The sequence below is a fragment of the Pseudidiomarina tainanensis genome (genome assembly GCF_900115255.1).
Classification (GTDB): domain Bacteria; phylum Pseudomonadota; class Gammaproteobacteria; order Enterobacterales; family Alteromonadaceae; genus Pseudidiomarina; species Pseudidiomarina tainanensis.
This window is the reverse complement of sequence record NZ_FOYU01000001.1, coordinates 643,168-669,415: the sequence shown is the minus strand read 5'-3', so window position 1 is coordinate 669,415 and position 26,248 is coordinate 643,168. Positions and strand designations below refer to the sequence as shown.

Annotated in this window: 26 protein-coding genes; 23 read left to right on the top strand and 3 right to left on the bottom strand. The window is 47.7% G+C overall.

The window, feature by feature from the left end; translation table 11 throughout:
• Positions 1-16 precede the first annotated feature (16 nt).
• From lepB to BM292_RS03150, 11 genes are all read left to right on the top strand, one after another.
• The gene (gene lepB / locus BM292_RS03200; RefSeq protein WP_092855211.1) at positions 17-952 is read left to right on the top strand and encodes a signal peptidase I; all 936 of its coding nucleotides are present in this window, start codon (positions 17-19) and stop codon (positions 950-952) included.
• Positions 953-955: 3 nt separating this feature from the next.
• Positions 956-1,651 carry a ribonuclease III gene (gene rnc / locus BM292_RS03195; protein ID WP_092855209.1) on the top strand — a complete coding sequence of 232 codons (696 nt, stop codon included), beginning with the start codon at positions 956-958 and terminating at the stop codon, positions 1,649-1,651.
• Entirely contained in the window at positions 1,648-2,556 is a 909-nt protein-coding gene (gene era, locus BM292_RS03190) for a GTPase Era (RefSeq protein ID WP_092855207.1), read from the top strand. The genes rnc and era overlap by 4 nt, the downstream gene beginning before the upstream one ends.
• Before the next feature lie 3 nt (positions 2,557-2,559).
• Positions 2,560-3,261 (top strand): DNA repair protein RecO, encoded by a 702-nt coding sequence (gene recO / locus BM292_RS03185; protein WP_092855205.1) that lies wholly within the window; start codon positions 2,560-2,562, stop codon positions 3,259-3,261.
• A gap of 14 nt (positions 3,262-3,275) precedes the next feature.
• Positions 3,276-4,022, top strand: coding sequence for a pyridoxine 5'-phosphate synthase (gene pdxJ / locus BM292_RS03180; RefSeq protein WP_092856875.1), 747 nt, complete (start codon positions 3,276-3,278; stop codon positions 4,020-4,022).
• A complete protein-coding gene (gene rlmD / locus BM292_RS03175) occupies positions 4,006-5,313 on the top strand; it encodes a 23S rRNA (uracil(1939)-C(5))-methyltransferase RlmD (RefSeq protein WP_092855203.1) in 1,308 nt (435 codons plus the stop codon). Before pdxJ ends, rlmD begins: the two co-directional genes overlap by 17 nt.
• 4 nt (positions 5,314-5,317) lie before the next feature.
• The gene (gene relA, locus BM292_RS03170; RefSeq protein ID WP_092855201.1) at positions 5,318-7,507 is read left to right on the top strand and encodes a GTP diphosphokinase; all 2,190 of its coding nucleotides are present in this window, start codon (positions 5,318-5,320) and stop codon (positions 7,505-7,507) included.
• Positions 7,504-8,319 (top strand): nucleoside triphosphate pyrophosphohydrolase, encoded by an 816-nt coding sequence (gene mazG, locus BM292_RS03165; protein ID WP_092855198.1) that lies wholly within the window; start codon positions 7,504-7,506, stop codon positions 8,317-8,319. Before relA ends, mazG begins: the two co-directional genes overlap by 4 nt.
• 146 nt (positions 8,320-8,465) lie before the next feature.
• Positions 8,466-10,103 carry a CTP synthase gene (locus BM292_RS03160; protein ID WP_092855196.1) on the top strand — a complete coding sequence of 546 codons (1,638 nt, stop codon included), beginning with the start codon at positions 8,466-8,468 and terminating at the stop codon, positions 10,101-10,103.
• Positions 10,104-10,137: 34 nt separating this feature from the next.
• Complete coding sequence (gene eno / locus BM292_RS03155; RefSeq protein ID WP_092855194.1) at positions 10,138-11,436, top strand: phosphopyruvate hydratase; 1,299 nt, start codon at positions 10,138-10,140, stop codon at positions 11,434-11,436.
• Between the two features lie 18 nt (positions 11,437-11,454).
• Entirely contained in the window at positions 11,455-12,081 is a 627-nt protein-coding gene (locus BM292_RS03150; RefSeq protein WP_092855192.1) for a hypothetical protein, read from the top strand.
• Here BM292_RS03150 and BM292_RS03145 read toward each other — a convergent pair.
• Positions 12,078-12,803: a sulfite exporter TauE/SafE family protein gene (locus BM292_RS03145; protein WP_092855190.1), complete on the bottom strand. Its 726-nt coding sequence runs from the start codon at positions 12,801-12,803 to the stop codon at positions 12,078-12,080. The genes BM292_RS03150 and BM292_RS03145 overlap by 4 nt on opposite strands.
• 108 nt (positions 12,804-12,911) lie before the next feature.
• Here BM292_RS03145 and ftsB point away from each other — a divergent pair, with 108 nt between their 5' ends.
• From ftsB to rpoS, 9 genes are read left to right on the top strand one after another with little or no spacing between them, the layout of a single operon-like run.
• Positions 12,912-13,199 (top strand): cell division protein FtsB, encoded by a 288-nt coding sequence (gene ftsB / locus BM292_RS03140; protein ID WP_092855188.1) that lies wholly within the window; start codon positions 12,912-12,914, stop codon positions 13,197-13,199.
• 5 nt (positions 13,200-13,204) lie between these two features.
• Positions 13,205-13,912 carry a 2-C-methyl-D-erythritol 4-phosphate cytidylyltransferase gene (gene ispD / locus BM292_RS03135; RefSeq protein WP_092855186.1) on the top strand — a complete coding sequence of 236 codons (708 nt, stop codon included), beginning with the start codon at positions 13,205-13,207 and terminating at the stop codon, positions 13,910-13,912.
• A 27-nt stretch (positions 13,913-13,939) separates the two neighbouring features.
• Positions 13,940-14,425 (top strand): 2-C-methyl-D-erythritol 2,4-cyclodiphosphate synthase, encoded by a 486-nt coding sequence (ispF, locus tag BM292_RS03130; RefSeq protein ID WP_092855184.1) that lies wholly within the window; start codon positions 13,940-13,942, stop codon positions 14,423-14,425.
• Positions 14,418-15,488: a tRNA pseudouridine(13) synthase TruD gene (truD, locus tag BM292_RS03125; RefSeq protein ID WP_177203778.1), complete on the top strand. Its 1,071-nt coding sequence runs from the start codon at positions 14,418-14,420 to the stop codon at positions 15,486-15,488. Before ispF ends, truD begins: the two co-directional genes overlap by 8 nt.
• 4 nt (positions 15,489-15,492) lie before the next feature.
• Positions 15,493-16,248, top strand: coding sequence for a 5'/3'-nucleotidase SurE (gene surE, locus BM292_RS03120; protein WP_092855180.1), 756 nt, complete (start codon positions 15,493-15,495; stop codon positions 16,246-16,248).
• Positions 16,245-16,880 (top strand): protein-L-isoaspartate(D-aspartate) O-methyltransferase, encoded by a 636-nt coding sequence (locus tag BM292_RS03115; protein ID WP_092855178.1) that lies wholly within the window; start codon positions 16,245-16,247, stop codon positions 16,878-16,880. Before surE ends, BM292_RS03115 begins: the two co-directional genes overlap by 4 nt.
• Positions 16,877-17,455, top strand: coding sequence for a YqaA family protein (locus BM292_RS03110; protein ID WP_092855176.1), 579 nt, complete (start codon positions 16,877-16,879; stop codon positions 17,453-17,455). Before BM292_RS03115 ends, BM292_RS03110 begins: the two co-directional genes overlap by 4 nt.
• Positions 17,439-18,296 (top strand): peptidoglycan DD-metalloendopeptidase family protein, encoded by an 858-nt coding sequence (locus BM292_RS03105; protein WP_092855174.1) that lies wholly within the window; start codon positions 17,439-17,441, stop codon positions 18,294-18,296. The genes BM292_RS03110 and BM292_RS03105 overlap by 17 nt, the downstream gene beginning before the upstream one ends.
• The gene (rpoS, locus tag BM292_RS03100) at positions 18,293-19,261 is read left to right on the top strand and encodes an RNA polymerase sigma factor RpoS (RefSeq protein WP_092855172.1); all 969 of its coding nucleotides are present in this window, start codon (positions 18,293-18,295) and stop codon (positions 19,259-19,261) included. Before BM292_RS03105 ends, rpoS begins: the two co-directional genes overlap by 4 nt.
• 31 nt (positions 19,262-19,292) lie before the next feature.
• Here the strand turns inward: rpoS and mutS are convergent, their stop codons facing one another.
• Positions 19,293-21,875 (bottom strand): DNA mismatch repair protein MutS, encoded by a 2,583-nt coding sequence (mutS, locus tag BM292_RS03095; RefSeq protein ID WP_092855170.1) that lies wholly within the window; start codon positions 21,873-21,875, stop codon positions 19,293-19,295.
• A gap of 52 nt (positions 21,876-21,927) precedes the next feature.
• On the opposite strand from mutS, the gene BM292_RS03090 reads away from it, so the two are divergent.
• From BM292_RS03090 to BM292_RS03080, 3 genes are read left to right on the top strand one after another with little or no spacing between them, the layout of a single operon-like run.
• Positions 21,928-22,410 carry a CinA family protein gene (locus tag BM292_RS03090; protein WP_092855168.1) on the top strand — a complete coding sequence of 161 codons (483 nt, stop codon included), beginning with the start codon at positions 21,928-21,930 and terminating at the stop codon, positions 22,408-22,410.
• Positions 22,411-22,468: 58 nt separating this feature from the next.
• Positions 22,469-23,536 (top strand): recombinase RecA, encoded by a 1,068-nt coding sequence (gene recA, locus BM292_RS03085; RefSeq protein WP_092855165.1) that lies wholly within the window; start codon positions 22,469-22,471, stop codon positions 23,534-23,536.
• 24 nt (positions 23,537-23,560) lie between these two features.
• A complete protein-coding gene (locus BM292_RS03080) occupies positions 23,561-24,598 on the top strand; it encodes a patatin-like phospholipase family protein (RefSeq protein WP_092855163.1) in 1,038 nt (345 codons plus the stop codon).
• 124 nt (positions 24,599-24,722) lie between these two features.
• Here BM292_RS03080 and putP read toward each other — a convergent pair whose 3' ends face one another.
• Positions 24,723-26,246: a sodium/proline symporter PutP gene (gene putP / locus BM292_RS03075; RefSeq protein WP_092855161.1), complete on the bottom strand. Its 1,524-nt coding sequence runs from the start codon at positions 26,244-26,246 to the stop codon at positions 24,723-24,725.
• Positions 26,247-26,248: the final 2 nt, after the last annotated feature.

The window sequence follows — 26,248 nt, the reverse complement described above, 5'->3', positions numbered from 1 at the left end:
TAGGAATCTAAATTACATGGCAAACTTTTACTCGATTGTGCTGACGTTGGTGACCATCGCGGCAGGTTTGATTTGGCTCTACGATGCCAAAATGAAGAAGCCTGGGCGTTTGGCTACTATCGCTAAACTAGAAGAGCAGACCAGCAAAAAACTCGATGATGAAGAACGTGAACGGGTAGCCCCGCAAGGCCGTGTGGCTGAATTTGCGCAAAGCGTGTTCCCGATTTTATTCATCATTTTAATTGTGCGCTCGTTCTTTTATGAGCCGTTTCGGATTCCGTCTGCATCAATGATGCCAACCATGTTAGCGGGCGACTTTGTGCTGGTTGAAAAGTTTAGTTATGGCGTGCGTGACCCACTATTCCGAACTGAGTTGTTTGAAACTGGAACGCCGCAGCGGGGCGACGTCGCGGTATTTAAATTCCCATTGAATCCGCAAGTGGACTTCATTAAACGTATTGTTGCGACACCGGGTGACCGCATTATTTATCGTAATAAGACGCTTTATTTAGAGCCAGCATGCGTAGCCGAATCAGCTCAGTGTCCGCAATTGCAAGTTATTGAACGTAATGTGCAACAACAAGACGAGGTGTATTTTAGCCGCACGACGCCGTTGCAGCGTTATTCAGAGCAACTTGGTGAGATAGAACACGAAATCTTGATTGATCCAACCGTGGCACCACGTACGGCATATTATTTCCAGCAGGCGGGCACCGCAGCTGATGAGTGGATTGTGCCAGAAGGGCATTATTTTGCGATGGGCGATAACCGTGATAATTCGGAAGATAGCCGTTATTGGGGCTTTGTTCCGTATGAGAATTTAGTTGGCCAAGCGACGTTTATTTGGATGAGTTTAGAATTCAAGCGCGGTGCTGATTCATGGGTGCCTGATTGGTTGCCTGACTGGGTTCCATCCGGCGTGCGTTGGCATCGTCTAGGCACTGTGGAGTAAGGCGTGAGTTTACCAAAACCACCACTGAAACAACTTGAGAAATCTTTTGGTTATACGTTTAAAAATCGTGATGCCCTGATGCAAGCGTTAACGCATCGAAGTGCCGCAGCCAAACATAATGAACGTTTGGAATTTTTAGGTGATTCGGTACTCGGCATCATCATCAGCGAAGCGCTGTTCGAGCAGTTTCCAAATATTGATGAAGGTGATTTGAGCCGCATGCGCGCTACCTTGGTGTGCGGGCGTAGTTTGGCTAAATTAGCGCAACGCTTCGAGTTAGGTAAATTTTTGGTACTTGGCCCCGGCGAGATGAAAAGTGGCGGTCATCGCCGCGAATCTATCCTTGCGGACGCCATGGAAGCGTTGCTCGGCGCTATGTATATTGAAAGTGATTTAACCACTTGTCGCACGGTTGTACTAAACTGGTTTGCAAACCAACTGGCCGCAATTAAGCCCGGAGCAAGTCACAAAGATCCGAAGACTCGGCTTCAGGAATATTTACAAGGCCGCCAGCGCGGGCTGCCTGTTTATGAAGTTGTGGCAACACAAGGGCAGGCGCACAACCAACAATTTACTGTAAGTTGCCAAGTTGACGGGTTAGAACAACCGATTCGTGGTACCGGCACTAGCCGGCGTAAGGCCGAACAACAGGCGGCTACCGCAGCACTTGAACAACTTCTTCAGCAGGATAATTCATGACTGAACCGCAATACAGCTCAGAATCAGCGTTTGTTGCCATTGTCGGGCGTCCAAATGTAGGTAAATCAACGTTACTGAATCGTATTCTTGGGCAAAAAATTAGTATTACCTCGAGTAAACCGCAAACGACACGTCACCGCATTTTAGGTATAGAAACCGAAGGTGACAGACAAATCGTGTACGTTGATACGCCGGGGTTACATCAAGATGAAAAACGCGCTATTAACCGTTTAATGAATCGTGCTGCGGCAAGTTCATTAAGTGGTGTGGAAGTCGTATTATTTGTCGTAGAGGCTGGTAAGTGGGCCAGTGATGATGAAATGGTGCTGAATAAACTTAAAAAATCGGCACGCCCAGTTATTTTAGTGATCAATAAAATTGATCAATTTAAAGACAAAACAGAGCTATTGCCGTATCTGCAGCAATTAGCAGAGAAGCATGATTTCGCTGAAATTATTCCATTATCTGCGGCGACTGGTGCTCAAGTAGAAGCATTACGCGATATCGTGCATAAATACGCGCGGCCGGGCGTTCACCATTTTCCTGAAGATTACGTCACCGATCGGTCGCTCCGTTTCATGGTTGCTGAGATCATTCGTGAAAAACTCATGCGCTTTACGGGTGATGAATTACCTTACAGCACGACAGTTGAAATTGAGCAATTTAAAACAGCACCATCGGGAACCACGCATATACACGCTCTTATATTAGTTGAGCGTGATGGACAGAAACGGATGGTGATTGGTGCTGGTGGTAGCAAATTAAAAACGATTGGCTCTGAAGCGCGACGCGATATCGAACCCTTGGTTGGTGGCAAAGTACACCTGCAACTTTGGGTCAAAGTGAAATCCGGTTGGGCTGATGATGAGCGCGCTCTGCGTAGCTTAGGCTACGGCGAGGATTAAGCTGTGGAACCGGCGTTTGTCCTGCATCGCTGGCCCTACCAAGACAGCAGTTTATTGCTTGAGTTATTTTCTGCTGAACAGGGGCGTTTTCGCGCAATTGCTAAAGGTGCAAAACGCCCTAAAAGTCCGTGGCGCAGTATTCTACAGCCCTTTACACCACTGCAAATCAGCACACGTGGCCGTCACGAGTTACAAACCTTAGTGGCAGCAGAGGCGCTCGATTCCAGTCTTAAGTTAAGCGGGACAGCCCTATACAGCGGCTTTTACGTGAATGAGTTGGTACAACGACTGACCACGCCATATCACCTGGTTGACGGGCTATTTCAGGATTACCGCGAAACCCTCGAACTACTGACCCAAGTTACCCATGTTGAGCCTATTTTACGACGCTTCGAATGGCAGTTATTGTGTCATTTAGGGCACGGTTTTGATTGGCATATGGACACGCAGGAGCAACCCATTAGTGCCACACAAACGTATCAATTTATTCCCGAAGCAGGATTTAGCTTAACCAATGCCGAAGAACAGGCCGATGTGCTGTTGTTACGTGGTGCTGATATTATTCATTTGAGCGATTTTGCTGTCTCTGAACAGCGCCTGCTAAACTTATTTAAACGACTCATGCGCGCGGCGTTACAGCCTTATCTTGGGCCGCAACCACTGCGGAGTCGGCAACTATTTGTTCAATTTAAGGATTTGTCATGAATTCAAGCGTAGGCATTCCACCAATTTACTTAGGTGTCAACATTGACCATGTCGCGACCGTGCGTAATGCCCGGGGCGTAAGTTATCCTGATCCTGTGACAGCGGCCGCACTAGCCGAGCAAGCTGGAGCCGATGGGATCACGGTGCATTTGCGCGAAGATCGTCGTCATATCAAAGATCGCGATGTTGAAATTCTTGCGCAAACGTTGCAAACCCGCATGAATTTGGAAATGGCGGTCACTGAAGAGATGCTCGGTATTGCGTGTCGTATTAAACCAACATTTTGTTGTTTGGTACCCGAAAAACGAGAAGAGTTAACAACAGAAGGTGGTTTAGACGTCGCCGGGCAGCAACAGAAAATTACTGCGGCAGTGACGCAGCTTGCCGAACATGGTATCGCCACGAGTTTGTTCATTGATGCCGATAAACGGCAGATTGATGCCGCTGTTGCGACAGGTGCGCCGATTATCGAGCTTCATACGGGACATTACGCTGAGCAAACTAACGAGCAGGCGCAGGTACAAGCGTTGGCGCAGTTACGCGATGCCGCTGAATACGCTCAAGCAGCGGGTATTCAGGTAAATGCTGGACATGGTTTGCACTATCACAATACGGCGCCGATAGCGGCAATTCCGCAGTTAGTGGAACTTAATATTGGCCATGCCATTATCGCGCGTGCAGTATTAGTAGGGCTTGAGCAAGCAGTGCGAGATATGAAAGCGATCATGCAACAGGCGCGGTTACATGGCTCAGTTTTATAAGCCGCAGGCACGAACGAGTCAACCGCAACGCTTAACGGATCAGCTCGTCGTCGAGCTGGACCACCAGGGGCGCGGTGTAGTTCGTACACCGAAAGGGGTTAAGTTTGTAGCCGGAGCGTTACCGACAGAACGTATCGCAATTACCGTTCAGGGTAAGCATGAGGCGCATTTAGATCGCATTCAAACATCGAGCACACAGCGAATTGAACCACCATGCGCATTTTATGAGCAATGTGGTGGTTGTGACCTACAGCATCTTGAGCTTGACGCTCAGCGCGCGCACAAACAGCAAGTTGTGATTGAGATGTTGGCGAAGTTTGCGCAGGTAGAAGCACAGCAGTGGCTTCCGCCGTTAACGGGTGATGCCTGGAACTATCGCCGGCGCGCCCGTTTAGCCGTGCATTATGACGCGAAGCGGCACCAACTCAAGGTGGGTTTTCGGGCACCTAAAAGCAAACAAATATGCGTGATTGATCACTGTTTAGTGTTAGCCGAGAGTTTGAATAAGTTGCTGCAGCCCTTGCAGCAACTCTTGCCGCAGCTAGCACTCGTTAAACAACTCGGCCATGTTGAACTGATTGAATTTGAGCATCAGGTGGTGGTGTTACTGCGCGTCAAACAATGGCCAGACGAACAAGACCTAAACCAACTGCAAGAGTTTGCAACAGCGCATCAAGTCAGTCTGTGGTGTGAATCTGATCAGCAGTTGGCGCCATTAGTTGCGAATGAACCGCTCAGCTATCGCACGGTGGGTACGAGTATTAGCTGTTTACCGACTAATTTTATGCAGGCGCATCGCCAATTGAGCGAGCAAATGGTGAAGCAAGCGTTAGTTTGGCTAGATATTCAACCTAATGAAAAAGTGCTTGAACTCTACGCCGGTAGTGGAAACTTTACGCTACCGTTGGCGTTAGCTGGGGCGCAAGTTACGGCTATTGAAGGTGTTGCGACAATGGTTGAGCAACTCAAAGCCAATGCTCAGAATGCGCAGGTGAGTATTGAGGCTTTTTGTTGCGACCTTGAGCAGCCATGGCATCGTCAAAGCTGGCGGCAGGATGGTTACGGTAAAGCGTTACTGGATCCTGCACGGGCGGGAGCTCCGCACGCGATTCATGAAGTGGCGCAACTGCAACCACAGCGAATTGTTTATATTTCCTGTGCGCCGGATACACTAGCACGCGATGCAAAAGTTTTAAAAGAACATGGCTACCAGTTAAAGCAAGCACAAGTAGTTGACATGTTTCCGCAGACCCATCACATTGAGGTCATGACACGATTCGAAAGGGAGTAACGCGGTGGTTTGGGTGCGCAGTAGGCATGTTGATAAGCCAAATCAACATGGCGATTGGCTAGCAGAATTAGATTCAGAAGAACGCTGCGCACAACTGCGCGAACACGCTGAGCGGCTAAAACTGATTTGTGAACGTGCGAAACAGCCCCAACTGCTGGTGAAAGGTGAAGAGATGGTTGAGATCCTTATCGGTCTCAATCTCGATCAAGAATCGCTTGTTGCCGCTTTATATAGTCCCGCATTTGAAGCGCAATTGATTGACTTAGAAGAAGCGCAACAGTGGGGCGGCAAGAGTTTACTGATTCTGCTGGAAGCGGTTCAGCAAATGCAAACCATCAGCGCCTTACAACACTTCCAGCATGGTAAACCCAGCTTAGTTCAGATTGATAATGTGCGGCGCATGCTGCTTGCTATGGTCACTGATGTGCGCGCCGTGCTCGTCAAGTTGGCCGAGCGTATCTGTTTTTTACGCGAAGTGAAAACGCTGGATGAAGAAACTCGTGTTTTAGTTGCGAAAGAATGTAATGAGATTTATGCCCCGTTAGCGAATCGGCTTGGTATCGGTCAGTTAAAATGGGAGCTTGAGGATTTAGCCTTTCGCTATTTACATCCGAGCACCTATAAAACAATCGCCACACAGTTGCACGAACGACGCATTGATCGGGAAACTTACATAACTGATTTTGTGCAAAGCTTACAGCAGGCATTGGATAATGAAGGTGTGAAGGCCACTGTTTATGGGCGGCCGAAACATATTTATTCCATTTGGCGTAAGATGCAGAAGAAGCATCTTAGCTTTGAGCAACTCTATGATATCCGTGCCGTACGCATCATTACCGATTCACTCAAAGATTGTTATGCCGCTTTAGGTGTCGTCCATAGTTTATGGCGCCATATTGGGTCTGAATTTGATGATTATATTGCCACTCCTAAGGCAAATGGCTATCAGTCGATTCATACCGTTGTATTAGGCCCACAAGAAAAGCATGTCGAGATTCAAATTCGAACGCAAGCGATGCACGATGATGCGGAGCTCGGGGTAGCTGCGCATTGGATGTACAAAGAAGGTACAAGCGCTGGTAAAGGTTCAGGATTTGAAGAGAAAATTGCTTGGTTGCGTAAGTTACTGGCATGGCACGATGACATGGCTGGCAATGACGGGTTAGTCGATGAAATTCGCTCGCAAGTATTTGAAGACCGAGTTTATGTTTTTACGCCGAAAGGTGAAGTGATTGATTTACCGGCTGGCGCGACACCGCTCGATTTCGCTTATTATATTCATTCGCAAGTTGGTCACCGTTGCGTGGGAGCGAAAGTAGATGGACATATTGTGCCGTTTACTTATCAATTGAAAAACGGCGAACGAGTCGAAATACTGACCCAAAAAAATGCGCAACCACGGCGTGATTGGCTTAATCCAGCAAGCGGTTATTTGCAGACCGCTCGTGCCCGTAGCAAGGTGATCACTTATTTTAAAAAGCTCGATCGCGATAAAAACTTAAAAGCCGGTAAAGAATTACTCGAGACCGAGCTCGCCAAACATAACGTTCCATTAGCGCAGGCCGAAAGCGTGTTAGAACGCTTTAATATGATGCATTTAGATGATTTGTTAGCCGCTATTGGTGCAGGTGATGTACGTCTGCAGCAGGTTGTGAATCAATTGCGACCAGAAACCGATAGTGCTGCTGAGCGCATTGAACGGTTAACTGCGCGCAAGACGAAACCCACGCGCAGTGGCAAACAAAGTGATGTCACCGTTGAGGGTATCGGCAACTTGTTAGTGCAGTTTGCCAAATGTTGTCAGCCTGTGCCTGGTGATTCAATTTTAGGATTTGTAACGCAGGGGCGCGGGGTATCGGTACATCGAACCGATTGCGAGCAACTGAAACATTTGCTTGAGCAACATCCTGAACGTGCTTTGGAAGTGAGTTGGAGCCAAGCGAAACGTGGTAATTATCGCGTTAACTTGCGTATTGATGCGGATGATCATCAAGGGTTGTTACATGACATTACGAGCGTGCTTGCTAATGAAAAGGTCAACGTGGCGCAACTTGATTCGCGTTTAGATACCAACACTCGTCAAGCTTTTGTCACCGTCGGTATTATAGTTGCTGACGCCGATGACGTGCAGCGTTTGCTGAGCCGTCTCGGTCAATTAAAAGGAATTCATAAGGTAGTAAGGGTGACACAATGACGAATTCACTGAGCCAAACAGAAAATTTCTCCGGCGTTGCTGCGTTATTGGAAGTAATGCGTCGTTTACGCGACCCTAAAAACGGTTGCCCGTGGGATTTGAAGCAATCGATGACCAGTTTAATTCCCTATACTATCGAAGAGGCTTATGAAGTTGCTGCCGCTATCACTGAAGGCAACAGTGCCGAGATTAAGGATGAACTGGGAGATTTGTTATTTCAGGTAGTGTTTTATACGCAACTGACCACAGAGCAACAGCAGTTTACTTTCGATGAAGTTGCGCAGCAAACGGCGGACAAGTTGATTCGACGCCACCCGCATGTTTTCGGTGACAGCACGACGCAAACCGATGAAGAGATAAAAGCACAGTGGGAGCAAATTAAAGCAGAGGAACGCGCTAAAAAAGGTGAGCAAGACAGTGTTTTTAACGGTATACCAGATAATTTGCCAAGTATTCTACTAGCTCTCAAGCTACAAAAACGAGCTGCCAATGTTGGCTTTGATTGGCCTACAATCCAACCGGTGCTGGCTAAAATCCGTGAAGAAATTGCCGAAGTTGAAGAGGAACTTGCACGCAGTGAACGCGATCAAACCGCGCTTGAAGCGGAGATTGGCGATGTGTTATTTGCGGTAGTGAATTTAGCCCGCCACGCACAAGTTAATCCAGAGCATGCGTTGCGGCGAACTAATCTGAAGTTTAAACAACGTTTTCAAGCGATTGAACAACGTTTGCGTGAATTAAATAAACATCCAGAGGAACTCAGTCTGGATGAACTTGAAAGCCATTGGCAAGCAGTGAAGACCAAAGATTGATTGGTTGATTGAGTTGACGGGTTGGTGTCAGCAGGGGCAAATGTTACTGACAATGCGATTTTAAATTGTCGGCAAGCGATGCTTCAGGTATACTGTTTTCCCGTCTTGAAGCAAATCCCTTTTTAACCTGACGACTTAGGTTTCGCATGACAACTAATTATATTTTCGTCACCGGCGGTGTTGTATCTTCGCTGGGCAAAGGCATTGCTGCAGCTTCTTTGGCGGCAATTCTTGAAGCTCGTGGCCTGAAGGTCACGATTCTAAAACTTGATCCTTATATCAACGTCGATCCGGGCACTATGAGCCCGATTCAGCATGGCGAAGTATTCGTCACCGAAGACGGTGCTGAAACCGATCTTGACCTTGGTCACTACGAGCGTTTTATTCGTACCCGTATGACCAAGAAAAATAACTTCACTGCTGGCCGTGTATACGAGGATATTATTCGTCGCGAACGTCGCGGTGAATTCCTTGGCGCGACCATTCAGGTTATTCCACACATCACCAATGAAATTAAACGTCGTATTATTGACGGCGGTGCTGGCTATGATGTTGCGATTATAGAAATTGGTGGCACAGTGGGTGACATTGAGTCACAACCGTTTTTAGAAGCGATCCGTCAGTTAGCCACAGAAGTTGGACGTGATCATACATTGTTTATGCATCTCACCTTAGTACCATTTTTGGGTGCTGCAGGCGAGGTGAAAACTAAACCAACGCAACATTCGGTTAAAGAACTGCGTTCGATTGGTATTCAGCCGGACATTTTAGTGTGTCGCTCAGACCGCGCGTTACCGGCGAACGAACGCGCTAAGATTGCGTTGTTCACCAACGTTGAAGAAAAAGCCGTTATTGGCTTAAAAGACGTTGATAGTATCTACAAGATTCCAGCGATTTTGAAGTCGCAAGGGCTCGATGAGTTAGTTGTGCATCGGTTCCGTATGGATTGCCCAGAGGCCGATTTGTCAGAATGGGAACAAGTTCTCTATCAAGAATCTAATCCAAGTGGTGAAGTGACTATTGGTTTTGTCGGTAAATACATTGAATTACCTGATGCCTATAAGTCGGTAAATGAAGCCTTAGCTCACGCTGGTTTGAAGAATCGCTTAACCGTTAATATTCGCTATATTGATGCACAAGATGTGGAAACCAAAGGCGTTGCAAAACTAGCCGACGTTGATGCCATCATCGTGCCGGGCGGTTTCGGTGAGCGTGGTATTCTTGGCAAAATCATGGCTGCACAGTATGCTCGCGAGAACGGTATTCCGTATCTAGGTATCTGTTTGGGAATGCAAATTGCGTTAATCGAATACGCCCGTAACGTTGCCAACCTTAAAGGTGCAAATAGCACAGAGTTTGATGCGAAAGCTGAACATCCGGTTGTTGGCTTGATTACTGAGTGGATGGACGCAAAAGGTCAAAAGGAACTTCGTGATTCAAGTTCGGATCTCGGTGGTACCATGCGCCTTGGTGCGCAACCATGTAATTTGGTCAAAGGCACGAAGGCGCGTAACCTTTACGGTAAGGACGTTATTCAAGAGCGTCATCGTCACCGTTACGAAGTGAATGGCCATTATATTGAACAGTTGGAACAGGCAGGCTTGAAAATTTCAGGTTGGTCGCATGATAATCGACTTGTTGAAATTATTGAGATCCCTGAGCATCCTTGGTTTGTGGCGGCACAATTCCACCCGGAATTCACCTCAACACCACGTGACGGACATCCATTGTTCCGTGGCTTTATTGAAGCCGCAGGTATTTATCAGAAAAAGCGTCGCGCTTAAGCGTCGCGTGTATTAACAGGAGTAGGCTACTGTCATGGCAGCAATCAATAAAATTGTAGCTCGTGAAATCATGGACTCACGCGGCAACCCAACCGTTGAAGCTGATGTCTATCTGGATAACGGACATTGGGGCCGTGCGGCTGCGCCAAGCGGTGCATCAACTGGTTCACGTGAAGCATTAGAATTGCGTGATGGCGATAAATCACGTTACTTGGGTAAGGGCGTTGAGAAGGCCGTGGCAAATATTCATGATGCTATTGCGCCAGCGCTTACTGGTGTTGATGCGACCGACCAACAGCGTGTTGACCAGATTATGCTTGATCTTGATGGCACCGAGAACAAAGAAAAGTTGGGTGCTAACGCGATTTTGGCAGTGTCATTAGCGGCTGCAAAAGCAGCGGCTAATAGCAAAGGCATGCCACTGTATGCACATATTGCTGAAATTAACGGTACGGCTGGTCAATTTAGCATGCCATTACCTATGATGAATATTCTCAATGGCGGCGAGCACGCAGATAATAACGTTGATATTCAAGAGTTTATGATTCAGCCAGTTGGCGCATCAAGCTTTAAAGAAGGCTTACGCATGGGTGCTGAAGTATTCCATGCATTGAAAAAAGTATTGCAAGCACGCGGCTTAAGCACTGCTGTCGGTGATGAAGGTGGTTTTGCGCCGAATTTGGCAAGTAACGAAGAAGCATTAGCAGTTATCGTTGAAGCGGTTGAAAAAGCTGGATATCGCATGGGTGATGATATCACCTTGGCACTAGATTGCGCGGCATCTGAGTTCTATCGCGATGGCAAATACAATCTGGCTGGTGAAGGGAAATCTTTCGACGCTGCTGGATTTGCTGAATACCTCGACAGCTTGTGCCAGAAGTATCCAATTATCTCGATTGAAGATGGCTTAGACGAAAGTGATTGGGATGGTTGGAAAGTATTAACCGACCGTATTGGTGATCGTGTGCAGTTGGTGGGTGACGATTTGTTCGTGACCAACACGAAGATTTTGCAACGTGGTATTGAGCAAGGCATTGGTAACTCGATTTTGATTAAGTTTAATCAAATCGGTAGTTTGTCAGAGACTTTAGCTGCTATTCGCATGGCGCGTGAGGCTGGCTTTACAGCTGTGATCTCACATCGTTCAGGTGAGACTGAAGACGCAACCATTGCAGATTTGGCAGTAGGCACCGCTGCGGGTCAAATCAAGACCGGTTCGTTATGCCGCTCAGATCGTGTTGCTAAGTATAACCAGTTGCTACGCATTGAAGCCGAGCTGAATGGCCAAGCGCCATATCGTGGTCGCGCTGAAGTGAATGCGAAGCACGGCTAAGCTGAGCTGGTCACAGTTGTGACACATCAAAGTGATATTTTTCAGCAGCTCACATCTACCAACGCGGTAGGTGTGAGCTCTGCTGTTTTTGCAGAGCTGTGCATGGCGCTGTATGAGCGCGAATTGAAACAACTCGCGCAACAGCCGCAAGCTTCAATATCACTGCTACAACGGCGCTTACAAAGTCTGCCGTATCATGTCAAAAACGCCGCTCAAGGCATGTTAGAAAGCGATGCACCGTACACACTTGATGTGCAGAATGCGAGTTGGCAAGCTCCGCAAAAACGTCAGCTGAGTATTAGTGCAACTCAACCAAGCAAACTGCAGCGTTGGCTAAGACATTCGGCACGTTTAGGCGACACTGTTCCGATTGTTGATTTGCGATTGCCACTGCAACAAGTTCGTCTCGACTCCATTGATCGTATTGACCACGAGCAACAGCGCGTGCACTGTAATATGCACGGTTGGTTTTCTTTCCAAGGGGAATGTTTAGAGCCAGACGGAGAGTTGCTGCATCTCGTTCGCCCAGATAACTCAAATTTGGCTCCAGCCTTTTGCGGTCACCAGTGGAATCACAAAGGCCGTATTGACCCGCGCACGTTGTCGCTACGTGAAGTGTTATTGGCAACCACTGTTGAATTTTAAGCGTTCCAAGCGCCCACAAAAGCAATCAAGCCGGCAATTATCACGAGAAGCAGACTGATTTTACGAAACAGCTGTTCTGATAACTTGTCACTAATGCGATGCCCCAGCCAAGCACCACCGATAGCGCCGATGAGCAGGCAAATAACAATTGGGAAGTGATCTGCTTCATAGCGACGCTGAACGCCAAACGACACAATATTTGTGAGTGCCAGAGCCCAGAAAAACACGGTGAGGGTGGCACGAAAGGCAATACGATCGAGCCCATTGCCGGTGAGAAATAAAACGACGGGTGGACCGCCTAAGGTTAATGCGCCATTACTAAAACCAGCTAATAACCCACTAAAGCTTTGTAGAGTTGGGGTGCTCCGGTGCTTGAATTGCACCCCAAACCAAAATAATGCCGCAACACTAATTACTAGTACAGCCATGCCCATTTGCAACCAATCAAGACGAATATGGTTAAGCAGCCAGTTACCAACTAAAGTACCGATAATGCCAGTGGCTAGCAACCAACGCCATTGCTGAATGCGTACCGCATGACGAAGCATCCAAGCAAGGTAGGTTGCCATGGCAAAATTAACAATTGATAAGGTTGGTGTGATCACGCTTAAGGGCAACAGTAAGGTCAATAGAGGGACGGCAATTAAGCCTGAACCGAAGCCAGTAATACCTTGTAAACACGCGCCAACAAAAATAATCAACGTGATCAGTGTGTAATCCATAGACAAAGACGCTCTCGATTAATCGTTGGGCTTTATGATAAAGGTCGATATACTAGCAGTACTGCTGCAATTATTTATAATAACGAACAACAGCAATTGGGGACAGCTATGCGATTATTGAAACTCATCTTTATTGTCGCTTTGATTGCGCTGCAATATCGGCTGTGGTTCGGTAAAAACAGCTTACCAGATTATTGGCATTTGCAGTCAGACGTGGTGCGACAAGCTGAAACCAATACACGATTAATGCAGCGCAACCAGGTACTCGCGGCAGATATCGCTGATTTACGTGAAGGGCAGGTTGCACTTGAAGAGCGCGCTCGTAACGAACTTGGTTTAATCAAGCGGCATGAAACGTTTTTTCGCATAGTGCCTGTAAAACAACCAACCAACTAATAGACATGATGCAGAACCAGATTCGGATTGCCGCGGTGATTCCTGCTGCCGGTATTGGCAGCCGCATGGGCTTGACTGAACCCAAACAATATCTTCACATTGCCGGTAAAACCGTTCTTGAGCATAGTGTTGCTGCGGTAGCCGCTGATCCGCGGGTTGAAGCCATTTATATTGCGGTTGCGGCAAATGATACGTGGATTAAAACGTTAAACTTTACTGAGCGCTGCCCGGTGCGTTTGGTGGTGGGTGGCGCTAGTCGAGCAAGTTCAGTCTATGCCGGCGTCAGTGCTGCAAAAACGGATGGCTTTGCCTGGGTACTGGTGCACGATGCGGCGCGTCCGTGTTTGCAATCCGACGAGCTCAAAGCTGTTATTGATGCGGGCGTTACGCATGAAGATGGCGCTATTTTAGCGCTCCCCATTGCCGATACCATCAAACAAGCGCAAGCCTCAGGGCCACAGGATATCGCTCAAAGTATTCCGCGCGACAGGCTTTGGCGAGCATTAACTCCGCAAGTGTTTAACACGGTACAGCTGAGCAATGCGTTAACCAAACTTGGGGTCGACAACGCAGCCATTACCGACGAAGCGTCAGCAATTGAATTAACTGGCGGGCATCCTAAGTTAGTGGTGGGGCGGCAAACGAACATTAAAATTACGCAGCCGGGCGATGAACAGCTGGCTGCAAGCTTTATTGCTCTTATGAAACAGTAACGGCAAACAAAGGATAAAGGAGAAAGCATGCGAATCGGGCACGGCTATGATGTGCATAAATTTGGTGGCGAAGGGCCGTTAACACTCGGCGGGATTCAGGTCCCGTATGAACAAGGTTTGCTTGCGCACTCCGACGGTGATGTGATTTTGCATGCGGTGGCTGATGCACTGCTTGGTGCTGTTGCTTTAGGCGATATTGGTCAACATTTCCCCGACACCGACGCGCGATATGCCGGCGCTGACAGTGGTCAATTACTCCAACATGTATACAAACTGGTACAAGAACAAGGTTTTGAATTAGGTAACCTTGACGTTACGGTGGTTGCGCAAGCCCCTAAATTAGCAGCCCATATTCCAGCCATGCGTGAGCGTATTGCCAGCTTATTAGCTACCCCAGTAAGTCATATTAACGTCAAGGCAACCACCACCGAGAAACTCGGCTTTGTTGGTCGCAAAGAAGGCATTGCCTGCCATGCTGTCGTACTCGTGATGCCGAGCGTTGCCCGTGACTGAAGCGTATCTCCATGGAATACCGTTGTGTCACGGCCAATTTAAAGCCTCAGCTGAGGATTTTCAGGTTACCGAACTGTTAGAGTTGCCGGTTACCGAGGCCAGTCAACAAGTTGGCGAACATCAGTGGCTATGGGTCAAGAAAACTGGCGCGAATACCGCGTTTGTGGCAGGGCAAATAGCCAAATTTGCTGGCGTTAAAGAACGCGATGTTAGCTTTTCTGGCCTAAAAGATCGTCATGCAATAACTTTTCAATGGTTCTCAGTGCAGTTGCCTGGTCAGGCACTCTTGCCGTGGAACACCCTTGAACATCCTGAATTTGAGGTTCTGCAAGCGGCGCTGCAACCCAAAAAGCTGAAAATAGGGACGCACCGCGCCAATCATTTCGTATTAAAAATCAGACAAATCGATGACGCGGCAGCATTTGAAAAGCGCTGGCAACAGATTATAGAAACTGGCGTACCGAACTATTTCGGTGCGCAACGGTTTGGGCACAACGGTCAAAATATCGAGCAAGCCAAGCGTTGGTTTGGCGGCCAGCTGAAACGCCGACTCAACCGCAATCAAATGGGGCTGTACTTATCTGCCGCCCGGTCGTTTTTGTTTAACCAAGTGGTGAGTGAACGGATTACTCAGCAGCGGTTAACACCAGAAGTTGGCGATGCCGTTATGCTCCGTGGTAGCCAATCGTTTTTCGTGGTAGAAGCGGTCGATGCAAGTTTGCTTGAGCGCTACTCGCAGGGTGATATTATGTTGACAGCACCGTTGCCAGGAAGCGACAAATGGGCGAGTTCCGGTGCCATTGCAGAATTTGAGCAGGCGATTTGCCAGCAGCATCAGGACTTGATTAGTGGCTTAGTCAAGCAACGTCTTGATCATGCACGGCGCCCTCTATTACTGAAACTCCAAACGCCGCAGTTGCGCTGGTTAGCAGAGGATTGCGCCGAGCTCGAATTCACGTTACCGCGTGGCGCTTTTGCGACCAGCGTGCTACGTGAGCTCGTCCTTGAATTAAATAATGATTTGAGTAACGACCTAAATAGTGAATCAATACAAGGTAATTAAACCCATGATGAAGTTGTTAGTTAGTAACGACGATGGTGTTCATGCTCCGGGCATCGAAGCACTCTATATGCGCTTAAAAGATATTGCCCAAGTGCGCGTTATTGCACCAGACAGAAATTGTAGTGGTGCGAGTAATTCATTAACGCTACACAATCCGCTACGAATGCAACGCTTACCGAATGGCTTTTATTCGCTTAACGGTACGCCAACCGATTGCGTTCATCTCGGTACTAATTCGCCACTTGCTGATGATGTTGATTTGGTTGTATCCGGAATTAACGATGGCCCGAATATGGGCGATGACGTTCTGTATTCCGGTACTGTTGCTGCAGCGATGGAAGGGCGTTTCATGGGATTACCTGCTATTGCCGTCTCGATGGGTTCGCGTAGCGATGAGTTTTATGATACTGCCGCTTTGGTCGTTGCTAATATCGTGAACCGTATGGCTGATCAACCGTTGCGCTTAGATACGATTTTAAACATTAATGTACCAGCGGTACCGTTTGAAGAGCTGAAAGGCTATAAGGTTACCCGTCTGGGGCGTCGCCACCGCGCAGAAACCATGGTCCAGAGCAAAGATCCGTTCGGCCGTGACATTTTTTGGTATGGCCCGATTGGCGGTCATCAAGATGATGCAGAAGGCACTGACTTTCATGCGGTGCGTGAAGGTTATGTTTCAATCACGCCACTGAGCTTAGATATGACCGCACGAAGTCACCAAGACACGCTTTCTAACTGGTTAACGAAAACGACAACATGATTCAGAATTTTCAAGGTATGGCGCGTAAGCTCGCTGACAAATTACGTGCTGAAGGGATTACCAATGCGGCAGTACTCGATGTGATTCAATCGACACCGCGGCATTTATTTATGCCTGAATCATTAGCGCATAAAGCATACGAGAATACTGCTTTGCCGATTGGGCAAGGGCAAACCATTTCTCAACCGTTGATGGTTGCATCAATGACTCAGTTGTTAATGCAGCATCATTGCCAAAAAGTGTTAGAAATTGGTACAGGTAGTGGTTATCAGACGGCAATTTTGGCACAGTTGGTCAATCACGTGTATTCAGTTGAGCGTATTGCTGAATTGCAATATCAAGCCAAACGTCGTTTGAAGAAGCTTGATTTACACAATGTATCCATGCGCCATGGCGATGGTTGGCAGGGCTGGGCAAGTAAAGCGCCTTTTGATGGTATTATCGTGACAGCAGCGGCAAGCTCGATGCCAATGGAATTATTACAGCAATTGACTGATGGGGGGGTTATGGTGATTCCTGTCGGTACCACAATACAACGTTTAATTGTGGTGCGCCGTTTTGGCGACGAATTTGAGCAAAAGGAATTGGGTGAAGTGAAATTTGTACCGCTCGTACCTGGAGCGACCATATGAAAATCTTTGGTTGGCTCTATGACAAAGTATTAAGTTGGTCGCAGCATCGTCGTGCGCCAACTATTCTCGCCGGCTTGAGTTTCTCAGAATCGGTTATTTTCCCAATTCCACCCGATGTTATGTTAGCCCCAATGGCGATGACACAACCGCAACGGGCTTGGCAATTTGCTTGGATTACGACCATTGCATCCGTGCTCGGCGGTATCGCCGGCTATTGGCTGGGTTATTTCTTATTTGACCCGGTGGTATTGCCACTGGTGGAGTGGGCTGGCTATGAGGATAAATTAGCACGCGTCACGGCGTGGTTTCACGCCTATGGGTTTTGGATTATTTTCATTGCTGGCTTCTCACCGTTGCCGTATAAATTATTCACGGTTACTGGAGGCATGCTTAGTGTCGCGTTTATCCCCTTTGTGATGGGGTCAGTGATTAGTCGCGGGTTACGGTTTTTCCTTGTCGCATGGTTGTTAAAAACTGGCGGTCCGAAAATGGCTGTGCACTTGCGAACTTATGTTGATCGAATTGGTTGGGGGATGGTGATTGTGGCCATCATTGCCTATGTGTGGACGCGTTAAACAGCTTAGTGTATTGGCCTTCGCGCTATTATTAGTGCTATCGGGTTGTGCCCAGCGCACCGCGCCAGCACCAGTAACGAAGTTGTACAAAGGTAAATCAATCCACGACTTCGAACCGGCTAGCTTGTCTGCCAAGACCTACACGGTCGAACCAGGGGATACGCTTTATTCAATCGCCTTTCGCGCGAACGAAGATGTGCGAACACTCGCGCAGTGGAATGACATTTCTGCTCCCTACACGATTGTCCCTGGGCAAGAATTACGGCTCGTAGCAAAGACTTCTCGAACAACGCCGACCAGACCATCTCGAACAACACAAACCGTTGCGTCAGCGCCAAAGAAAGGGTATCGTGACCAACAGGTTAAACAAAATAAAAGCAAACCGTTAACAGTAAAGCAACAGACGGTGGCAAGCCGACCGTTACCACCGCAAAAAGCCGAGCCAACACTACCAGCAAGTAAAGATATAGCATGGCAGTGGCCTTCAGGTGGTCGTGTATTGCGAGAGTTTTCTACTGCTGAAACAGGCAGTAAAGGGCTTGACCTTGCGGGAAGCCGCGGTGATCCGATTTATGCCGCAGCAGCTGGAAAAGTAGTGTATGCAGGGAATGCATTGAAAGGGTATGGTCAATTAATTATTTTGAAACATAACGATGACTATATTACTGCTTATGCCCATAACCAGCAGCTGTTAGTGAAAGAACAACAATGGGTTAACAAAGGCGATGAAATCGCCGCCATGGGGGATACCGATGCAGAGCGTGTGAAATTGCATTTTCAAGTGCGGTTTCGTGGCAAATCGGTTAACCCACGGCATTATTTGCCTCGGGGGACACAGTGAGTCGAGATCAGGAAGACATAGACGAAGTTGATGAGCAAGAACTGCTATCAATGGAGCAATCCGCGTCCGAAGATAGTGATGAGGCGTTTGAAGAAATTCTCGCTAATCGCGTCAATTATCAAAAGAAGATGGACGCGACTCAGCTGTATTTGAGCGAAATTGGTTACTCACCACTTTTGAGTGCCGAAGAAGAAGTACATTTTTCGCGACTCGCTCGTAAAGGCGATGCTAAAGCACGTGCACGGATGATCGAGAGTAATTTACGTCTTGTCGTGAAGATTGCTCGTCGTTATACCAATCGTGGCTTGGCGTTACTTGATTTAGTGGAAGAGGGTAACCTTGGCCTAATTCGCGCCGTTGAAAAATTCGATCCAGAGCGCGGATTTCGCTTCTCGACTTATGCGACTTGGTGGATTCGTCAAACCATTGAACGCGCCATAATGAATCAAACGCGCACGATTCGGTTACCGATTCATGTGGTCAAAGAGTTAAACAGCTATTTACGTGCCGCGCGCGAACTCGCGCATACCCTCGATCATGAACCAACCGCTGAAGATATCGCTGAAAAGTTAGATGTTTCTGTTGCTGACGTGAGCCGGATGCTAAGGCTGAATGAGCGTGTTACGTCGGTAGACACGCCAATGGGTGGCAGCGATAACGACAAAGCTCTAGTAGACATGCTAACGGACGATAGTGATTATGGTCCGGAAGGTGACATGCAAGAAGAAGACGTGCGTGATCACATCATGACTTGGCTAGAAAATCTCAATGAAAAACAGCGTGAAGTTCTAGCGCGTCGATTCGGCTTGTTGGGTTACGAACCAGCCACACTTGAGGATGTTGGCCGTGAAATTGGGTTAACTCGAGAGCGGGTTCGCCAGATACAAGTTGAAGCTCTGCGTCGTTTACGAGATATGCTCAGACAGCAAGGGCTGAGCCTCGATTCTTTATTTCACCGGGATTAATCCGTTGTATTGAACAAAATGCGACACCAACTTATTTGTTGGTGCGCACTTTTTGTTGCCATTGTGCCAACCACGTCAACGCTTCTATCGGTGTCAGTTGGTTCACATCTAAATCTGCTAAAGCTTGTTCTAATGCACTCGGTTGCGCTTCAAATAAAGGCGTTTGAACCGGTTCAGCTACCTTACTTGAATCTGCTTTCGTGACAATGCCATGATGGTCATGCTCAAGTTGACGCAGGTATTGCTTGGCTTGCTGCAATACTGAGCTCGGTAGCCCGGCAAGTTGTGCCACTTGCACACCAAAGCTTCGGCTGGCAGCACCAGTTTTTACTTTATGCTGAAAAGCTATAGTGTCGCCGTGCTCCGTAGCTTCAACGTGAACATTTAGCGCACCATGATGCTCGCCGATGGTTTGTGTCAACTCAAAATAGTGGGTGGCAAATAACGTGAGTGCGCGGTTTTTATCTAATAGCGCTTCAGCGCAGGCCCAGGCGAGGGCTAGGCCATCATAGGTTGATGTACCGCGACCAATTTCGTCCATTAATACCAGACTCTGTTCAGTCGCATTATGCAAAATATTCGCCGCTTCCGTCATTTCAACCATAAAGGTTGAACGGCCCGAGGCAAGATCATCAGAAGCACCGATACGCGTAAAAATGCGGTCAATTGGACCAAATATCGCTTTGCTCGCTGGCACGAAGCTACCGCAGTGCGCCATAATCGCAAGCAGCGCTGCTTGGCGCATGTAGGTGGATTTACCACCCATGTTGGGGCCGGTAATCAGCAGTAAGCGTTGCTGCGGTGTCAAACTCATGTCGTTGGCAATAAACGGCTCTTGCTGCAAGCGTTCAATGACCGGATGCCGTGCTTCAGAAAGCTCAATCACAGTGTTCTTCACTAACTCAGGGCACTGATACTGATAAGTAATCGCCTGTTCAGCAAAGCTACGGAGCACGTCCAACTCAGCTAAAGCCGTCGCTGTGCGCTGTAACGCCGGGAGTTGCTCAGCAATTTGTTCAATTAAATTGTCATACAGCCATTTTTCACGCGCCAGCGCACGACTCTGACTTTGTAGCACCTTATCCTCGTATGTCTTTAACTCAGGAATAATGTACCGTTCAGCATTTTTTAAAGTTTGTCGGCGCTGATAGTCGGCTGGGATCTGAGCGCTTGCCGCTCGGCTTGCTTCCAGATAGTAACCGTGAACTTTGTTGTAGCCGATTTTTAACGTCATGATGCCGGTGCGTTGCCGTTCACGTGTTTCAATTTGCTGTAAAAAATCGGTCGCGCCAGCAGCAAGCTGACGTTGCTCATCGAGCTCATCGTCAAAGCCATCGCAAATAACACCGCCGTCACGAATCAACATGGGTGGTTGTTCAACAATCGCTTGTTCGAGCAAGTCTGCAAGCTCTGGGAAGGTCGCAATAGATTCTTGCCATGGCGCCAAATCCGAGTGTTCAGTAAGCTGCTGAATTGAAGGAAGCGTTTGTAGTGCGAGCCGCAATCGTGCGAGATCGCGCGGGCGAGCGCTACGCAAACCAATGCGCGTGAGAATGCGTTCGATATCGCCAATGTGACGCAGTTGTTGGTGCAACTCACTGTAATCAAGTTGTTGTAGGGCGCTCACTGCGCTGTAGCGTTGATTTAATTGTTGCTGATTGCGTAACGGCCGTTGCAACCAACGTTGTAGCAAGCGGCTACCCATCGCTGTGCTGGTGCTATCAAGGACATTCAGCAGTGCGGTTTTCTGGCCACTCAACGAACGCACCAGCTCAAGATTTCGGCGTGTTGCCGCATCAAGCATAATGGCGTCATCGTAACGTTCGGCAATAATTGAGGTAATATGCGGGAGCGCTGCACGCTGTGTCGTTTTGACGTAGTTTAAGATAGCGCCAGCTGCACCAATAGCGCTGTGCAAGTGATTAATACCAAAACCATCAAGATGGGCAACTTGAAACTGTCGTAACAACAGTTGTTTGGCACTCGCTTGGTCAAATTCCCATTCCGGACGACGTCGACAACAACTGCAATTCAACTCTTTTTCGCTAAATTGCCATGTTTCGGGATACAACACTTCGGCCGGCTGTAAACGTTCAAGTTCGGCACGTAATTGTTCACGACTGTTGGCCTCAAGCACACTAAAACGACCACTAGCCATATCCAAGCAGGCAATACCGAAGTTGTCGCCTGGATTAACGGCAACCAACAAATTTTCTTGCGCTGCGGGCAGTAACGCTTCATCGGTGAGTGTACCTGGCGTTAGGATGCGCACGACTTGCCGTTCTACTGGGCCCTTACTGGTTGCCGGATCGCCAATTTGCTCGCAAATGGCGACCGACTCACCGAGTTCGAGTAAACGAGCCAAATAATTTTCGGCGGCGTGATAGGGCACTCCAGCCATGGGAATGGGTTGACCATTGCTACTGCCTCGTGCGGTGAGCGAAATGTCGAGCAATTCAGCTGCACGTTTGGCATCATCATAGAATAGTTCGTAAAAGTCACCCATACGATAGAATAACAAGGTGTCAGCATGTTCTGCTTTAATACGCAGATATTGCTGCATCATAGGGGTATGAGTTGAAATTTTTTGCGAGTTATTTTGTGCGTTCGACATGCCTGTTATTATCCGTATAGAGTCGATATACCGCGTATAAAGGAATAGTCAGATGGTATCACAAACACGTCACGATTTAGCAGTAGATTTAGGCAAGTGGTTGCAACAACGGCAGTGGCAAATCGTTACTGCCGAGTCCTGCACTGGTGGAGGAATCGGTTATGCTATCAGTTCGATTCCAGGAAGCTCAGCGTGGTTTGCTGGTGGCTTTATCACCTATACCAATACGTTAAAACACGAACTACTTAATGTGCCGACTGTTACTTTGGCTCGCTACGGTGCGGTTTCCAGTGAAACAGCGGCGGCTATGGCAACTGGCGCATTAGCAAATAGTGGTGCGGACGTTGCTATTGCGGTAACCGGTATTGCTGGGCCAGATGGCGGAACGCCGGATAAACCGGTCGGTTTAGTTTGGTTTGGTTTAGCTTGGGAAAACCACTGTATAACTTGGCACGAAGTGTTTGAAGGGAGTCGAACACAAGTTCGCAAGGCCACAATTCACGCGGCTTTACGAAGTTTTGAAAAAATTACTTGATACTGTATAAATTTACAGTACACTTAGTTACAACATGACCAACAGAACGGACATTAACATGAGCAACGATAAACAAAAAGCACTCGACGCCGCATTAGGGCAAATTGAACGTCAATTCGGTAAAGGTTCCATCATGCGCTTAGGTGATAACCAAGCAATGGACATCGAGTCAGTTTCAACCGGTTCATTAACATTGGATATCGCCCTTGGTATTGGCGGTCTGCCATTTGGCCGTGTCGTTGAGATTTACGGTCCTGAGTCTAGCGGTAAAACTACGCTAACTTTACAAGTCATTGCTGAAGCGCAGAAGAAGGGTAAAACTTGTGCGTTCGTTGATGCTGAGCATGCACTTGACCCAATCTATGCGGAAAAGCTAGGTGTTAACGTTGATGAATTGCTTGTGTCACAGCCTGACACCGGTGAACAAGCGCTTGAGATTTGTGACATGTTAGTGCGTTCAGGCGCCGTTGATGTTGTTGTTGTCGACTCTGTTGCGGCATTAACACCTCGAGCTGAAATTGAAGGTGAAATGGGTGATAGTCACGTTGGCCTTCAGGCGCGCCTGATGTCGCAAGCATTGCGTAAATTGACTGCAAACATTAAAAAATCAAACAGCATGTGTATTTTCATTAACCAAATTCGTATGAAGATTGGTGTGATGTTTGGTAATCCAGAAACTACCACTGGTGGTAACGCGCTTAAATTCTACTCGTCAGTGCGTTTGGATATTCGTCGTACTGGTGCAGTTAAAGAAGGCGACGAAGTCGTTGGTAACGAGACGCGCGTGAAAGTTGTGAAGAACAAAGTTGCACCGCCATTCAAACAAGCTGAATTCCAAATTATGTATGGCGCTGGAATTTCAAAAGAGGGCGAGTTGATTGATCTTGGCGTGAAGCAGAAGATCATCGACAAAGCTGGCGCATGGTATAGCTACAAAGGTGACAAGATTGGCCAAGGTAAAGCGAATGCCATGAAGTTTATGATAGAAAATCCAGCTGTTGCGGCTGATATTGAACAACAGATCCGTGAGCAGTTATTAGCGAAGCCGGTAAAAGGTAGTAAGTCGGCAGCGGCGGAAGTTGCTGATGAGAAAGATGATGTTATGATGGACGACGATCTCATCTAATTCTCTTTTCAGGACAATGTTACCATGAGTCAGTATGTTCAAGTCGCTTTGGCGCTTGGTTCGGGCGCAGCCCGCGGTTGGTCACACATTGGTGTGATCAAAGCCCTACAAGATATGGGCATTGAAATTAACATGGTCGCAGGCACATCAATCGGCTCCCTTGTGGGGGCCGGTTTTGCTTCTGGGCGCCTAACTGAACTTGAGGAATGGGTTCGCGATATGGGGCGTTGGCAAGTCTTTAATTTATTAGATTTTGGCTTCAGTCATGGTGGTATAATTCAAGGCGAAAAAGTTTTTAGTCATGCCAGAGAATTATTCGGCGCCATTAATATTGAAGACATGCCAATCACTTATGGCGCTGTGGCGACAGATTTATTTACTGGCCGTGAAATTTGGCTCCGTAAAGGCGATGTTTACGATGCATCTCGTGCGTCCTGTTCGATGCCAGGTTTATTAGCGCCTACGGGTGTAAAAGGTCGTTGGCTAGTCGATGGCGGACTCGTCAACCCAGTACCAGTGTCATTATGTCGAGCCCTTGGTTCTGACTTTGTTATTGCTGTTAATTTAAATTCCCAGCTCACTACAACGGCTATTGAAGCACGTAATAAGTACGTCGCCCCTGGGCATGAGCAACTGGATAATCAACAAAGAGAACCGCAAGCTGACGTGCATGGTCATAATACGCCAACGACGACAGAAGCATCGGACGAAACAGCGCATCCGAGTGATGAGGCTGAGCAAGGATTTTTTAAAAGCTTTCTTTCGACGAGTCAGCAGTATTGGGATTCGATGAAAGATAAGTTCAATGGTCAATCATACAAAGCGCCCGGCATGTTGGGTGTGATGGCCGGCTCGATCGACATTATGCAGGAACGTATTACGAAAGCGCGCTTAGCCGGTGATCCACCAGATATCTTAATTCAGCCGAAGCTTGGTCATATTAGTCTTATGGAATTTGAGCGCGGCAATGAAGCCATTGATGTTGGTTATGAAACGACGATGCGAATGAAAGATTTCATTTTGTCTGAGTTGCAACTCTTTGCTGAACGTCGCGGCGTGTAAAAGGCAAATACGATATTAGCTATTAGATATTGGATATTAGACAGAGAAAAGGCGCCTTTCGGCGCCTTTTGTTTTGGGGCTTTAGCTAATATCCAATATCTAATAGCTAATATCGCTCTCATACTTATGAGTGAATAACTTTTTCCATGTCATCGAAAGTTTCTTGTAAGTCGCTGGTTGGTTCAGCTGTTAACAAGCTAACAATCACGACCGCCAAGCTACAAACAATGAAGCCTGGAATAATTTCATAAACGACACTGCTTAATGCTGCACCATCGGCTAATACTGGCGCATAAATCCAGAACAGCACGGTAGCGGCACCTAACACCATTCCAGCAAGTGCGCCGTGGCGGTTCATACGCTTCCAGAACAGACTTAGTATGATAACTGGTCCGAAGGCTGCACCAAATCCTGCCCAAGCGTTAGCTACTAGGCCCAAAATGGTGTTGTTTGGATCCCATGCAAGTGCAATGGCTACTAACGAGACGACCAATACCGAAATACGACCGACAGTAACAAGCTCTCGGTCGCTCGCGTCGCGACGTAAAAAGGCCTTGTAGAAGTCCTCAGTCAGCGAGCTTGATGTCACCAATAGTTGTGATGAAATGGTGCTCATAATCGCGGCCAAAATAGCGGCTAACAGGAAACCTGAAATTAGCGGATGGAATAAAAACTGCGAGAAAATAATAAAGATAGTTTCCGCGTCCTTCAGCTGCATTTTGGTTTCTGCGACGTACGCAATACCAACAAAACCGGTCACCATGGCACCGATAATTGAAACGAGCATCCAGCTAATACCAATGCGGCGAGCCGTTGGAATGTCTTTAACTGAACGAATGGCCATAAAGCGCACAATAATATGTGGCTGACCAAAGTAACCTAGACCCCACGCCAACAAAGAAATAATACCGAGAAAGGATAGCTGATTGAGCATTGGATCGGCAATCGACGCATCTCGGAAGAACTCAAGGAAGTCTGGGTTAATTGATTCCACAGTGCTTGTTACCTGTGTCATACCGCCCAAATCGAAAATTGCGACGATAGGCACGAGCACAAGTGCGACAAACATGATGCAGCCTTGTACAAAATCGGTCATGGATACTGCGAGAAATCCGCCAAATAGGGTATAGGCACAAACCACACCAGCAGTGACCCAAAGCCCTAAACTGTAATCAAGGCCGAATGCCGAGCTCGCGAATAGCTTACCACCCGCAACCAAACTGGCCGAGGTATAAAGCGTAAAGAAAATGATGATAACGACTGACGAGAACACGCGTAACACTCGCGTTTTATCATCAAACCGATTCGCGAAGTAATCCGGAATCGTAATCGAATCGTTGGCAACTTCGGTGTAAGTACGTAACCGCGGCGCTACAATCAAATAGTTTAAATAGGCGCCGATTAACAAACCAACGGCTATCCATAATTGTGAAACACCGGAAACATAAATTGCACCGGGAAGACCCATGAGCATCCAGCCACTCATGTCCGATGCACCCGCCGAAAGTGCGGTGACACCGGGGCCTAAAGCTCTTCCGCCAAGCATGTAGCCGGAAACATCATCGGTTGATTTTTTATAGGCATATAAACCAATGCCTAACATGACAATAAAATAGAGTGCTAATGAAACGAGCGTACCTGTTTCCAAAG